Below are 12,522 nucleotides of genomic sequence, written 5' to 3'. Positions count from 1 at the left end.
GCTGAAGCCCTAGCGATCCGGTGCGTCCAGGCTGTCGATCCGGCGCAACTGGGGAAACTTCATGGCCCAGATCCACGCCACGGCAAGCGTACCGGCCCCGCCGAGGACGACGGCGGGTACGGCGCCAATGACGGAGGCCATGGTGCCGGCGCGGAACTCGCCGAGTTCGTTCGATGCGCCGACGAACACCATGTTCACGGCATTGACCCGCCCACGCACCTCGTCCGGCGTCCAGAGCACGATCAGCGTTTCGCGGACGTAGACCGAGATCATGTCGGACGCGCCCATCAGCATGAGTGCCGCGATTGACAGCCATGCCGTCTGCGACAGGCCGAACACGATCGTCCCGGCACCGAACAGGGCAACGCCGATGAACATTGCCGTGCCGGCATGGCTCCGGATGGGGTAGAAGGCAAGCCAGAGGGCGACGGCGACGGCTCCGATACCCGGTGCCGCACGCAGCAGTCCCAGCCCCCAGGGACCGAGCACCAGGATGTCACGCGCGAAGATCGGCATCAGTGCCACGGCCCCCCCGAGCAGCACCGCGAAGAGGTCGAGCGAGATGGCGCCGAGTACCACCTTCTCGCGGCTGATGAAGTGGAAGCCGGCGAGGATCTCGCTCCAGCTCACCGTCTTCGATCCCGTCCGCTGCGCCGGCTTCGGGATCAGGATCACGAGGATCACCGCCAGAACCATCATTCCGAATGCGACAGAATAGGCGACGGCCGCACTGAGGCCGTAGAGAAGGCCACCGGCCACCGGCCCGACAATGGATGCGGTCTGCCAGGAGGACGAGTTCCAGGCGATGGCGTTGGCGAGATCCCGCTCCGGCACAAGGTTAGGCGCCAGCGACTGCACCGCCGGCCCCATGAAGGCGCGCTCTATGCCGAAGACAGTAAGGATCAGGAAGACCACCCACGGGATGAAGAGACCGGCATTGGTGAGAAAGAGAAGGGCAAGGGCACAGGCAGCCCCCACCGCGAGACAGATGGCGACAATAGCGCGTCTGTTATAACGATCTGCGACGGAGCCCGTCACCAGGATCAACAGCAGCGAGGGCAGGAACTGGAACAGGCCGATCAGCCCGAGGTAGAGTGCACTGCCGGTCCCGTCATACATCTGCCAGCCAACCGAGACACTGATGATCTGGATGGCGAAGGCGGCAAGGAAGCGGGCGGTGAAGAAGCGGGCATAGGATGCATGCCGAAAGGCTGCGAACCGGTCACCAGGTATTGAAGCGGACATTGCGATGAGGCTTTCCAGAGGTGAGCACTGTCCGGACACCCGTTAAACATGATTCGGCTGCCCCGCCGGCGCGGCACTTGCTCGTTAGTCCCCCAATGTCTACATGTCTGTCAACTCGAAATGGAGACCTGAATGCTCGCGCTGTTTCAGACGATTGACCTGGCCTTGAACCTCTATACCTGGATCTTGATTGGCAGCGCCATCTTCTCCTGGCTCTATGCCTTCAACGTCATCAATTCCAGCAACCAGTTCGTCAACGCCATCGGCACCTTCCTTTATAACGTGACGGAACCGGTGCTGCGTCCGATCCGCCGCGTCATGCCGGATTTGGGTGGTATAGACATCTCGCCGATCATCGTCCTGCTGCTCATCTTCTTCCTGCGTTCGCTGCTATGGACGAGCATCTACCCAATGGTGGCTTGAACCTGCCCTACAGCCGGCATGGCGACCATCTCCGCCTCTCGGTCAGGCTGACGCCGGCCGGTGGACGCAACAGCATAGACGGCGCAGAAACAGCCGATGACGGAACGGTCTTCCTCAAGGCTCGCGTATCCGCTGTTGCCGAAGGCGGCAAGGCCAACAGGGCGCTGGTCGAACTGCTCGCCAAATCGCTTCGTCTGCCGAAAAGTTCCTTCTCAATCCTCAGTGGCGAAACCGCCCGAAAGAAAATCCTCCGGATCGATGGCGACCCGGAGGATTTGGCATCACGGTTGAAGACCCTGATCGGGTCCTGATTATTTCTTGGCCTGGTAGCGCTCGATCGCCTCTACGATCAGCTGCTTGGCGACCGAAACGTCATGCCAGCCACCGATCTTGACCCACTTGCCGGGCTCCAGATCCTTGTAGTGTTCGAAGAAGTGTTCGATCTGCTTGAGGGTGATGTCCGGCAGGTCGCTGTAGTTTTCGATCTTGTCGTAGCGGCGGGTCAGCTTCGGCACGGGGACGGCGATGATCTTCTCGTCCTTGCCGCCATCGTCTTCCATGATCATCACGCCGACGGGGCGAACGTTGATGACGCACCCGGGAACGAGCGGACGCGTGTTGCAGATGAGAACGTCGATCGGGTCACCGTCTTCGGACAGCGTATGGGGCACGAAGCCGTAGTTCCCCGGATAGGTCATCGGGGTATAGAGGAAGCGATCGACGACCAGTGCGCCGGCGTCCTTGTCCATTTCATACTTGATGGGATGGCCGCCCACTGGCACTTCGACGATGACATTGACGTCATCAGGCGGGTTCTTCCCTACGGAAATTGCATCGATACGCATTCTTCTCCCCGGGTGAGGTATGACGATGCGCCTCGATACTGGGTATTATGTTGCAAGGCAACAAGGCTTTGGTCGTGAGGAAACGCTTGCGCGCGCCTCGTCAGCGCGGCCAGACGAACCCGATCTTGCGCAATGAGGTCCCACCGAAGTCCTCCATGCCCTCCACCATGTCGAGCCCACCATGACGGCGGAAGAAGCGCGCGGCGTGTTCGCTGTCTTCAAGGCACCAGACCACCAGACCGTCGCAGCCCAGCGATTTGAGGAGCCGCCGGCTTTCACCGAACAGGCGGCGACCGAGGCCTATTCCCTGGAATTCCGGGCGCAGGTAGATCTCGTAGACCTCGCCGTCGTAGGGGAGCGCTTTTGCTCGGTTCAGCCCGATTGTAGCGTACCCCGCGATGGTTCCGGCGACTTCGAGCACGAGAAGTGTCGCAGGCCCGCGTGTCGCCTTGCGCCACCAGGCCTCGCCCCGGCGCTCCAGCATCTGGATCAGCGGCTTGTGCGGAATGAGGCCAGCATAGGCCTGGTTCCACGAGACGCGGTGCGTGTCCGCTATCGCGCACGCATCTTGCGGCTCCGCTCGCCGCACATCGATCGACAACGTCTTCATAACGCCACTCTGGACCCGATCATCGGGCTTCGCGAGATATGATAAAGCGTCAGAACGGCTGTCCCCAGCATTGGTTCTGGCGCCTTCGAGACGAAGTTAACGCTTTTTTTACGATGGGAACAAGGGTGTGCGGGATTAAGACACAAAAAGAAAACCCGGCGGATCGCCGGGTTCTCGAAGGTCGATGTCTTAGCCGGCCAGTTTGGCCTTCTCGAAACGCTTGCGATCGTTCGGATCAAGATAGAGCTTGCGAAGCCGGATGGACTTCGGCGTCACCTCCACCAACTCGTCGTCCTGAATCCACGAAAGAGCGCGCTCCAGCGTGAACTTGATCGGCGGCGTGAGCTTCACCGCGTCGTCCTTGCCGGCGGCGCGGATGTTGGTGAGCTTCTTGCCCTTCAGCACGTTCACGTCGAGATCATTATCACGGCTGTGGATGCCGATGATCATGCCTTCGTAGACCTTCTCGCCGGCATCGATGATCATCGGGCCGCGGTCCTCGAGGTTGAACAGCGCATAGGCAACGGCTTCGCCGGATTCATTGGAGAGCAGCACGCCGTTCACACGACCACCGATCTCGCCCTTGTACGGCTGGTACTCGTGGAACAGCCGGTTCATGACGGCGGTGCCACGGGTGTCGGTCAGGAGTTCCGACTGGTAGCCGATCAGGCCGCGGGTCGGGGCATAGAAGCGCAGGCGAACGCGGTTGCCGCCCGACGGACGAAGCTCGACCATCTCGGCCTTGCGCTCCGACATTTTCTGGACGACGACGCCGGAATGCTCCTCGTCCACGTCGATGACGACTTCCTCGACCGGCTCCATCATCTGGCCAGTCGCTTCGTCCTTGTGCATGACGACGCGCGGACGCGACACGGCAAGCTCGAAGCCCTCGCGGCGCATGTTTTCGATCAGCACCGCAAGCTGAAGCTCACCACGTCCGGAGACATAGAAGGAGTCCTTATCGGCCGACTCCTCGATCTTCAGCGCGACATTGCCTTCCGCTTCCTTGTACAGGCGATCACGGATGACGCGGCTCGTCACCTTGTCGCCTTCGGTACCGGCAAGCGGGCTATCATTGACGATGAAGGACATGGTCACGGTCGGCGGGTCGATCGGCTGTGCCGCCATCGGCTCCGTAACGGACGGATCGCAGAAGGTGTCGGCAACGGTACCCTTCGAGAGCCCTGCAATGGCGACGATGTCGCCAGCATGCGCTTCCTCGATCGGCTGCCGCTCGATACCGCGGAAGGCGAGAATCTTGGAGATACGGCCCTGTTCGATAAGCCGGCCGTCCTGGCCGAGGACTTTTACCGCCTGGTTCGGCTTGATCGAGCCCGAGGCGATACGGCCGGTGATGATGCGGCCCAGGAAGTTGTTGGCTTCGAGGATGGTACCGATCATCCGGAACGGGCCTTCCTCGACCTTCGGCTCAGGCACGTGCCGAAGAACGAGGTCGAGCAGGGGCGCCATGCCTTCGTCCTGCGGGCCTTCCGGATTGACGTTCATCCAGCCATTGCGGCCCGAACCGTAGAGGATCGGGAAGTCGAGCTGCTCGTCGGTCGCGTCAAGATTGGCGAAGAGGTCGAAGACCTCGTTCAGCACTTCCTCGTGGCGGCCATCCGGACGGTCGATCTTGTTGATGGCGACGATCGGCTTCAGGCCGACTTTGAGGGCCTTGGAGACCACGAACTTGGTCTGCGGCATCGGGCCTTCGGAGCTGTCGACCAGAACAATGGCGCCATCCACCATCGAAAGGATACGCTCGACTTCACCGCCGAAGTCGGCGTGGCCGGGGGTGTCGACGATGTTGATGCGGTGACCCTTCCAATCGATGGAAGTTGCCTTCGCAAGGATCGTGATACCGCGCTCTTTCTCGATGTCGTTGGAATCCATGACGCGTTCCATGACGCGCTGGTTCTCTCGGAAGGTGCCCGACTGCTTCAGCAGCTCGTCAACAAGCGTCGTCTTTCCATGGTCAACGTGCGCGATAATCGCGATGTTGCGGATTGCCATATAGTATATCTCTGAGTTGGGGGGCGCTACTTATGGGAGGAGAGCGCCAATTTCGTTGGCGCCTCATACCTCGTTTTTCGCAAATGCGAAAGAGGGGACCCCCTATTCTTCCGGAACAGCAGTCATGCACTTGCGTCAGGCGTCGCTGCCGGAGAGTTCTTCCACCATCGCGAGCCCCTTCTTGCGAAGCATGGCTTGCGGGTCCGGCAGCTTGCCGCGAAAGGCCTTGTAGGCATCTTCGGGATCGACCGATCCGCCGACCGAGTAGATATTGTTCTTCAGCTTGCGCGCCATGACCGGATCGAAGGCATCGCCCGCCTCCTCGAACGCCGCAAACGCATCCGCATCAAGCACTTCCGACCACATGTAGGAATAGTATCCGGCCGAATAGCCGTCGCCCGAGAAGACGTGCTGGAAATGCGGCGTGGCGTGGCGCATCACGATGGACTGCGGCATGCCGATCCTGCCCAGAACCTCGGCCTGGACCTGCATGGGATCGCCTACCTCGGCGCGCGTATGGAAGGCCATGTCGACCAGGGCCGAAGACGTGAATTCGACGGTGGCAAAACCGGCATTGAAGGTGCGCGCCGCCAGAACCTTCTCGAGCAATTCCTTCGGCATCGGCTCGCCGGTCTCGTAGTGGACCGCATACTTCTCCAGAATTTCCGGCACCGTCAGCCAGTGCTCGTAGAGCTGCGACGGCAGCTCTACAAAGTCTCGTGCCACGCCGGTTCCGGCGACCGAAGGATAGGTCACGTTCGAAAGCATGCCGTGCAGCGCATGTCCGAACTCGTGGAACAGCGTGCGAGCATCGTCGAGCGACAGGAGCGCCGGCCGGCCGGCTGCGGGCTTCGCAAAGTTGCAGACATTGTAGATGATCGGAATCTCGCCCTTCTTGCCGTTCTTCAGCGGCAGCCTGTGCTGCGACTGGAAGGAGCTCATCCAGGCGCCGGACCGCTTGGACGACCGGGCAAAGTAGTCGCCGAGGAACAGAGCCTTCAGCGCACCCTCCTCGTCTCGGATCTCGAACACACGCACGTCCGGATGATAGGCCGGCACGCCCTTCACCTCGGCTGCGAGAATGCCGAACAGCCGCTCGGCCACATCGAAGCAGGCCTCAATGATCTGTTCGAGCTGGAGGTAGGGTTTGAGCTCGGATTCGGAGAAATTAAACGTGCGGTGGCGCAGCTTCTCGGCGTAAAACCGCCAGTCCCAGGGCATCACCTCGTGGTTGCCGCCCTCTTCCGCGATAAGACCGGCAAGGCTCGCTTCCTCTTCCAGTGCACGGTTCCGGGCCTTTTCCCAGACAGCCATCAGCAGGTCGTTCACCGCCTCCGGCGTCTTCGCCATGGTATTGTCGAGCTTGAACGCGGCGAAGCTGTCATAGCCCAACAGCTTGGCGCGCTCGACCCGCAGGGCAAGCGTCTCCTTGACGATCGCAAGGTTGTCCGTCTCACCGCCATTCGCACCGCGCGCGGTCCATGCCTTGAACGCCTGCTCACGCAGATCCCTGCATTCCGAAAAGGTCAGGAAGGGCTCGATGATCGAGCGCGACAGCGTCACGACGTAGCCGTCCTCGTGGCCACGGTCACGCGCAGCCGAGGCCATGGCATCGCGGAGGAAGGCCGGAAGGCCGGCGAATTCGGCTTCGCCGGAAAGATGAAGTTGCCAGCTCTTCTCATCCGCCAGCACGTTCTGCCCGAACCTCGCTCCAAGACCCGCGAGCTTCTCGTTGATCGCCGCAAGCCGCTCCTGTTCCGGCTTGGGCAACCTGGCACCCGTACGAACAAAACCCTTCCAGTGCCGCTCGAGAACCCGCTCCTCCTCGACAGTCAGGCCGAGGCTTTCCCGCTTCTCCCAAAGGGTATCAACGCGTTTGAACAGCGCCTCATTCATCGCGATCTTCGAATAATGCCGCGACATCTTCGGCGCGATCTCCCGCTCCAGCGCCTGGATCACATCGTTGGTATGGGCGCCGGCCTTGTTCCAGAACAGCGCCGAGATACGCGACAACTCATCACCGGCGATCTCAAGCGCAACGATGGTATTCTCCATCGTCGGCTCACGCGGATCGGAAGCGATGTCGTTGATTTCGGCATCATGCTTCGCCATCGCCGCATTGAACGCGCCTGCGAAATCCTCGTCCTTCACAAGGTCGAAGCGCGGCAGGCCTTCGTGCCCGGTCCAGTCGATCAGGGCGGGATTGATGTGAAGCTGCGGCATGCGGAATTCCTTCATGATGATCTTCGGTCGCCTGGCGATAAGGCCGTCACCGATCTATCTGGGAAGCTAGACGATCCATGCAAGCTGCCAAGCGCAATTCTCACGCTAACTAATTTGCCCCTGCTCTTGCCTGAAGGGGGAAAGGGAGTATCTCTGCCCCCTTCCCCGGATGCCGCCCATGCGGCGGACCCTGGACCACATCACCCACCGGCAGCAACCTGTCTTGCCGAAACTGGCCCGCGATGAAAGCCGACAATCCCCAACCCGCCTCCACCATGACGCCGCGCCGGACTGCATTGCTCGGTGCCCTGCTGACAGCCCTTGGACCGGTTTCGATGGCGATCTACACCCCGGCCATGCCGGAACTGGTCGACGCTTTCTCCACCACGGAAGGCGCGATCAAGATGTCGCTCTCGCTATATTTCGCGGGTTTTGCGGTGGCCCAACTGCTGGCAGGCCCGGCATCCGATGCATTCGGCCGCAAGGCGTCGACCATCAGTTTCCTGCTGATCTATCTGGCCGGGTCAGTACTTGCCGCCATGGCGCCAAGCATCGACCTGATCCTTGCAGGTCGCCTGATCCAGGGCATCGGCGCCTCTGTCGGCATTACGGTGGCCCGGGCAGTAGTGCGCGACCAGTTCGTCGGCAAGGAAGCGGCGAGCATCATGAACCTCATCGCCATCATGCTGACGGTGGCTCCGGCGCTCGGCCCGACGCTGGGCGGCCTGTCGCTCGCCGCCTTCGGCTGGAAATCGGTCTTCCTGCTGATGCTCGGCTTCGGGGTGATCTCGATCGGCAGCGTCGTTCTGTTCCTGCGCGAAACCACGATCCCCGATCGCACGCGACTCCGCCCCGCGCGGCTGTTCAAAGGCTACGCCGAGGTACTTTCGAACCCTCGTTTCACGCTCGCCTCCCTCGTCATCGGCGGCTCCATCGGTGCACTCTATGCGCAATCCACCATGCTGCCCTTCGTGCTGATCGGTGATGTCGGCCTGACGCCGACAGAGTTCGGGCTCGGCATGCTGGTGCAGACGGGCTCCTACCTCGCCGGCTCGATTGCGTTGCGCAAGGTCTCGCATCACATCTCGGGCCATCGCGCCGTCGTCATCGGCCTCTGCTTCTCCGCCACGGGCGGGATCGTCATGGCTCTCTCTGTTGCGCTGCTCCCACCGAGCTTCCTGTCCATCATGATCCCGGTCGGCATCTGCACCTTCGGCATCGCCTTCGTCAGCCCGCATATCATCACGGTCGGCATGGCGCCCTTCCCGCATATCGCAGGCTCCGCCTCGGCAATGATGGGTTTCATCCAGATGAGCTGCGGTTTCCTCGGCGGGCTGGCTGCGGCAATGATCGGCGCACCATTGCTTGCCTTTGGTACAGTCATCCCGTTCATGGAGTTCATGGCCGTCGGCAGCTATCTCGCATACCTGGCGCTCGACCGGCGGACGTGAAGAAACCGCCCTCGCGTCAGCGGGAGCGGCTCCGGCAAACGGCGGTCTGGGATCTTAGCCCTCGAGGTTGCGCTTTGCGAGCGTGCGCAGGCGAAGCGCGTTGAGCTTGATGAAGCCGGCCGCATCCTTCTGGTCGTAGGCGCCCTGGTCGTCCTCGAAGGTGACCAGCTTGTCGGAGTAGAGCGACTTGGGGGACTCGCGACCGATGACCATGACATTGCCCTTGTAGAGCTTGAGGGTCACTTCGCCCTCGACATGCTCCTGGCTCTTGTCGATAGCAGCCTGCAGCATCTCGCGCTCCGGCGAGAACCAGAAGCCGTAGTAGATCAGTTCCGCATAACGCGGCATCAACTCGTCCTTGAGGTGGGCAGCACCTCGGTCGAGCGTGATCGATTCGATTGCCCGGTGAGCGGCGAGCAGGATCGTGCCGCCTGGAGTTTCGTAGACGCCACGGCTCTTCATGCCGACGAAGCGGTTCTCGACGAGGTCGAGACGGCCGATGCCGTTGTCGCGGCCATAGTCGTTGAGCTTGGCGAGCAGCGTCGCAGGTGACAGGCGCTCCCCATTGATCGAGACGGCATCACCGCGCTCGAAGCCGATTTTGATGATCGTCGCCTTGTCCGGTGCGGCTTCCGGCGAGATCGTGCGCATGTGCACGTATTCAGGCGCCTCCTGGCTGGGATCCTCGAGCACCTTGCCCTCGGACGAGGAGTGCAGCAGGTTTGCGTCGACGGAGAAGGGGGCTTCTCCCTTCTTGTCCTTGGCGACCGGGATCTGGTTCTTCTCGGCGAAGTCGAGCAGGTCCGTCCGGCTCTTGAATGCCCAGTCGCGCCAGGGCGCGATGATCTTGATGTCGGGGTTCAGCGCATAGGCCGAAAGCTCGAAGCGAACCTGGTCATTGCCCTTGCCGGTCGCACCGTGGGCGATCGCATCAGCGCCGGTCTTCCGGGCAATCTCGATCAGATGCTTGGAAATCAGCGGACGGGCGATCGACGTGCCGAGCAGGTAGACGCCTTCATAGACGGCATTGGCGCGGAACATCGGGAAGACGAAGTCGCGGACGAATTCTTCGCGCACGTCCTCGATGAAGATCTCCTTGATGCCCAGCATCTCGGCCTTCGTGCGCGCCGGCTCGAGCTCTTCGCCCTGGCCAAGGTCGGCGGTGAAGGTGACGACTTCGGCGCCGAGTTCGGTCTGCAGCCACTTGAGGATGATCGAGGTATCAAGTCCGCCGGAGTAGGCAAGAACGACTTTCTTCACGTCTTTGGGGAGTGCCATGATGTCCTGGTCCACTTAGGATGAGCGCGTGCGCCCGGGGGCGCTGGATGGCCGGCACTTTTAGCGAGTTTGCCTTCTGGTGCAAGATGTGACGGGTCCGACATGTTGACCGCGTAGTGTATGGCCCCAGATTAGCCGCCTGCACGACATTTCGAGGGAGCAAGCCATGGCCTACATTCATCCCGCCATCAAGAAGGGCAATGTTGCCGTTGTCACCGGAGCTGCCTCCGGCATCGGCCTTGCGACCGCCAAGCGCTTCGCCGAACGCGGGCTGTGCGTCGTGCTCGCAGATCTGGAGGGGGACACGCTCGCCAGCGCCTGCCGCGAAGTCGCAGCTCTGGCGGAAGGTGGCGAGGCTGACGTGACCGCCATAGGCACCGACGTCTCACAGCCCGCCGAACTGGAGTCTCTCGAACGCGCCGTCATCCAGAAATACGGTCGCGTGCACATCCTCATGAACAATGCCGGCATCCAGCCGGGAAGTTCGCTGTTCGGCCCGCAGGCCAACTGGGACAGGGTGCTTGCGGTCAACCTGATGGGTGTAGTCAACGGCAGCCGCATCTTCGGCCCCGGCATGATCGCTCACGGCGAGCCGGCGCTGATCATCAACACCGGCTCCAAGCAGGGCATCACGACGCCACCGGGCGATCCGGCCTACAACGTCTCGAAGGCGGGCGTGAAGGCATTCACCGAAGCGCTGCAGCACGAATTGCGCAACACGGAGAACTGCCGTGTCAGCGCTCATCTGCTGATCCCCGGTTTCGTCTTCACTCCACTGACCGCCAACGGTCGTGCGGAAAAGCCTGAAGGCGCGTGGACGCCCGATCAGACAGTCGAATACATGCTGGAGAGCCTTGGCCGCGGCGATTTCTACATCCTCTGCCCTGACAACGATGTAGACCGCAGGACGGATGAGCGGCGCATCCTCTGGGCAGCCGGTGACATCATCGAGAACCGACCGCCATTGTCGCGCTGGCATCCGGATTTTGCGGAGGCGTCGAAGACATTCATTGCGCAGCGGGAATGATTGGCAGCGGCGGGAAACGGGAGTAAGGAAGCACTGTTCATACTCCGCTTTCCGAGTTACCCATGGATTTCCTGCCGAGCCTGCCGACGTTACTCGCCTTCACAGCGGCCAGCCTCCTGCTGGCGGTGACGCCGGGTCCTGACATGACGCTGTCGATCAGCCGCGCGCTGGCGCAGGGCCGCGGGCCGGCGCTCTTCGTGGTCGTCGGCACGTCGACCGGCATCCTGATCCATACGCTGCTCGTTGCCTTCGGCATTTCGGCGCTGATCACGGCATCTCCCACGGCCTTCTTCATCCTGAAGACAGGCGGAGCCGGCTATCTGCTCTGGCTGGCGATCCAGGCCCTGCGCTCAGGCTCGAACCTGTCGGTCGAGAAGGTCGAAGGCGTAAAAGGATCCGTCCTTGCCAACGTCTCCACCGGGCTCTGGGTCAATCTGCTCAATCCAAAGGTCATCATCTTCTTCATGACCTTCCTGCCGCAGTTCGTCACCGCCAGCGATCCGGATGTTACGCAGAAGCTGATCTTCCTCGGCGTCTTCTTCATCCTCGTCGGCTCGCCGGTCAATGTGATCGTCATCCTGCTGGCGGACAAGCTGGCCGGCTGGCTGCAGGCGAACCCGAAGGTTCTGCGCGGCATCGACTACACCTTTGCCGGCGTCTTCTCCGTCTTCGCGTTCAAGATCTTCATGACGCAGGCACGCTGAGCGGCAGGTCAGGACAAATCGAGACCCATCTGCCAGAAATCGGCCTCCAGGCGCGTCGCGTCCCGGAAGACGACGGAGAGCCGGTCGAGCCGCGTCTCGTCCACCTGGGATAGTCGCTGGTTCAACCAGGCGAGCTCCGATGCCACCGCGGTCTGGTACTCCTCCCCGGCATACATCTCGATCCAGTCGGCATAGGGGTTGCCTGCCGTCCTGGTGAACGGCTGGCTCAGGAGCCACCGCGCAATCTCAGCATAGCCGATGATGCAGGGCGCCAGTGCAACATGCAGATCGAGCAGATCGCCGCTCATGCCGGCGTCGAGGACATACCGCGTATAGGCCAGCGTCGCCCCGGATTCAGGCAGTCCCGCCAGTTCCGTCTCGTCGATTCCCCAGGTGGCGCAATATCGAACATGCAGGCCCATCTCCACATCCACGATGGCCTTTAGGGCTTCGAGGCCCTGCCGGATCTCCGCGAGATCCCGGCTCTTGTAGACCGCGAGGCCCCAGGCCCGCGCGAACTGGACGAGGAACAGATAGTCCTGCTTCAGGTAGTGCCTGAAAGAGGCTTCGGGCAGTGTTCCGGCGGCAAGTTCCCGCACGAACCGATGCTCGCAGTAGCCCTGCCAGTCTTCGGCGCTGCGCGCTTTCAAGGCCTCGAAGGGGCTCTGCATGTCTCCTCCGTCGTATCGGCACTCTTCGCTGT

General features: G+C 61.7%; 12 protein-coding genes. 5 read left to right on the top strand and 7 right to left on the bottom strand.

The window, feature by feature from the left end; translation table 11 throughout:
* Window positions 1–9: 9 nt before the first annotated feature.
* Window positions 10–1,245, bottom strand: a complete 1,236-nt coding sequence (locus tag ACEPP2_RS08765; RefSeq protein WP_395516344.1) for an MFS transporter — start codon at window positions 1,243–1,245, stop codon at window positions 10–12.
* A gap of 132 nt (window positions 1,246–1,377) precedes the next feature.
* Between ACEPP2_RS08765 and ACEPP2_RS08760 the strand changes: the two genes are divergently transcribed.
* Together ACEPP2_RS08760 and ACEPP2_RS08755 are read left to right on the top strand one after the other, a co-directional pair.
* Window positions 1,378–1,668: a YggT family protein gene (locus tag ACEPP2_RS08760; RefSeq protein ID WP_052640392.1), complete on the top strand. Its 291-nt coding sequence runs from the start codon at window positions 1,378–1,380 to the stop codon at window positions 1,666–1,668.
* On the top strand, window positions 1,638–1,979 hold the full coding sequence (locus ACEPP2_RS08755) for a DUF167 domain-containing protein (protein WP_449619203.1): 342 nt from the start codon (window positions 1,638–1,640) through the stop codon (window positions 1,977–1,979). The genes ACEPP2_RS08760 and ACEPP2_RS08755 overlap by 31 nt, the downstream gene beginning before the upstream one ends.
* Here ACEPP2_RS08755 and ppa read toward each other — a convergent pair whose 3' ends face one another.
* The 4 genes from ppa to ACEPP2_RS08735 all read right to left on the bottom strand — a co-directional run bounded on the left by ppa (window position 1,980) and on the right by ACEPP2_RS08735 (window position 7,374).
* Window positions 1,980–2,513: an inorganic diphosphatase gene (gene ppa, locus ACEPP2_RS08750; protein ID WP_077549328.1), complete on the bottom strand. Its 534-nt coding sequence runs from the start codon at window positions 2,511–2,513 to the stop codon at window positions 1,980–1,982. It abuts the gene before it with no gap.
* Between the two features lie 100 nt (window positions 2,514–2,613).
* Complete coding sequence (locus tag ACEPP2_RS08745; protein WP_077549327.1) at window positions 2,614–3,123, bottom strand: GNAT family N-acetyltransferase; 510 nt, start codon at window positions 3,121–3,123, stop codon at window positions 2,614–2,616.
* A gap of 189 nt (window positions 3,124–3,312) precedes the next feature.
* Window positions 3,313–5,136: a translational GTPase TypA gene (gene typA, locus ACEPP2_RS08740; protein WP_395516343.1), complete on the bottom strand. Its 1,824-nt coding sequence runs from the start codon at window positions 5,134–5,136 to the stop codon at window positions 3,313–3,315.
* Window positions 5,137–5,271: 135 nt separating this feature from the next.
* On the bottom strand, window positions 5,272–7,374 hold the full coding sequence (locus ACEPP2_RS08735) for a M3 family metallopeptidase (protein WP_395516342.1): 2,103 nt from the start codon (window positions 7,372–7,374) through the stop codon (window positions 5,272–5,274).
* Between the two features lie 260 nt (window positions 7,375–7,634).
* On the opposite strand from ACEPP2_RS08735, the gene ACEPP2_RS08730 reads away from it, so the two are divergent.
* Window positions 7,635–8,810 (top strand): multidrug effflux MFS transporter, encoded by a 1,176-nt coding sequence (locus ACEPP2_RS08730; RefSeq protein ID WP_395516438.1) that lies wholly within the window; start codon window positions 7,635–7,637, stop codon window positions 8,808–8,810.
* A 54-nt stretch (window positions 8,811–8,864) separates the two neighbouring features.
* Here ACEPP2_RS08730 and ACEPP2_RS08725 read toward each other — a convergent pair whose 3' ends face one another.
* Window positions 8,865–10,088 carry an argininosuccinate synthase gene (locus ACEPP2_RS08725; RefSeq protein ID WP_395516341.1) on the bottom strand — a complete coding sequence of 408 codons (1,224 nt, stop codon included), beginning with the start codon at window positions 10,086–10,088 and terminating at the stop codon, window positions 8,865–8,867.
* Between the two features lie 166 nt (window positions 10,089–10,254).
* On the opposite strand from ACEPP2_RS08725, the gene ACEPP2_RS08720 reads away from it, so the two are divergent.
* Together ACEPP2_RS08720 and ACEPP2_RS08715 are read left to right on the top strand one after the other, a co-directional pair.
* Window positions 10,255–11,115, top strand: coding sequence for an SDR family NAD(P)-dependent oxidoreductase (locus ACEPP2_RS08720; protein ID WP_395516340.1), 861 nt, complete (start codon window positions 10,255–10,257; stop codon window positions 11,113–11,115).
* A gap of 62 nt (window positions 11,116–11,177) precedes the next feature.
* Window positions 11,178–11,819 (top strand): LysE family translocator, encoded by a 642-nt coding sequence (locus ACEPP2_RS08715; RefSeq protein WP_052640401.1) that lies wholly within the window; start codon window positions 11,178–11,180, stop codon window positions 11,817–11,819.
* 8 nt (window positions 11,820–11,827) lie between these two features.
* Here the strand turns inward: ACEPP2_RS08715 and tenA are convergent, their stop codons facing one another.
* A complete protein-coding gene (tenA, locus tag ACEPP2_RS08710) occupies window positions 11,828–12,490 on the bottom strand; it encodes a thiaminase II (RefSeq protein WP_395516339.1) in 663 nt (220 codons plus the stop codon).
* Window positions 12,491–12,522: the final 32 nt, after the last annotated feature.

This window comes from Pseudorhizobium flavum, from assembly GCF_044142885.1.
Taxonomy (GTDB): Bacteria; Pseudomonadota; Alphaproteobacteria; order Rhizobiales; family Rhizobiaceae; genus Neorhizobium; species Neorhizobium flavum.
The sequence above is the reverse complement of the archived record's forward strand: the minus strand, read 5'-3'. Positions and strand labels throughout refer to the sequence as shown.

Excerpts from the sequence above, each read along its gene's own strand:
- ACEPP2_RS08765 (WP_395516344.1), bottom strand. The coding sequence starts at position 1,245 with ATGTCCGCTTCAATACCTGGTGACCGGTTCGCAGCCTTTCGGCATGCA.
- ACEPP2_RS08760 (WP_052640392.1), top strand. The coding sequence starts at position 1,378 with ATGCTCGCGCTGTTTCAGACGATTGACCTGGCCTTGAACCTCTATACC.
- ACEPP2_RS08755 (WP_449619203.1), top strand. The coding sequence starts at position 1,638 with ATGGACGAGCATCTACCCAATGGTGGCTTGAACCTGCCCTACAGCCGG.
- ppa (WP_077549328.1), bottom strand. The coding sequence starts at position 2,513 with ATGCGTATCGATGCAATTTCCGTAGGGAAGAACCCGCCTGATGACGTC.
- ACEPP2_RS08745 (WP_077549327.1), bottom strand. The coding sequence starts at position 3,123 with ATGAAGACGTTGTCGATCGATGTGCGGCGAGCGGAGCCGCAAGATGCG.
- typA (WP_395516343.1), bottom strand. The coding sequence starts at position 5,136 with ATGGCAATCCGCAACATCGCGATTATCGCGCACGTTGACCATGGAAAG.
- ACEPP2_RS08735 (WP_395516342.1), bottom strand. The coding sequence starts at position 7,374 with ATGAAGGAATTCCGCATGCCGCAGCTTCACATCAATCCCGCCCTGATC.
- ACEPP2_RS08730 (WP_395516438.1), top strand. The coding sequence starts at position 7,635 with ATGACGCCGCGCCGGACTGCATTGCTCGGTGCCCTGCTGACAGCCCTT.
- ACEPP2_RS08725 (WP_395516341.1), bottom strand. The coding sequence starts at position 10,088 with ATGGCACTCCCCAAAGACGTGAAGAAAGTCGTTCTTGCCTACTCCGGC.
- ACEPP2_RS08720 (WP_395516340.1), top strand. The coding sequence starts at position 10,255 with ATGGCCTACATTCATCCCGCCATCAAGAAGGGCAATGTTGCCGTTGTC.
- ACEPP2_RS08715 (WP_052640401.1), top strand. The coding sequence starts at position 11,178 with ATGGATTTCCTGCCGAGCCTGCCGACGTTACTCGCCTTCACAGCGGCC.
- tenA (WP_395516339.1), bottom strand. The coding sequence starts at position 12,490 with ATGCAGAGCCCCTTCGAGGCCTTGAAAGCGCGCAGCGCCGAAGACTGG.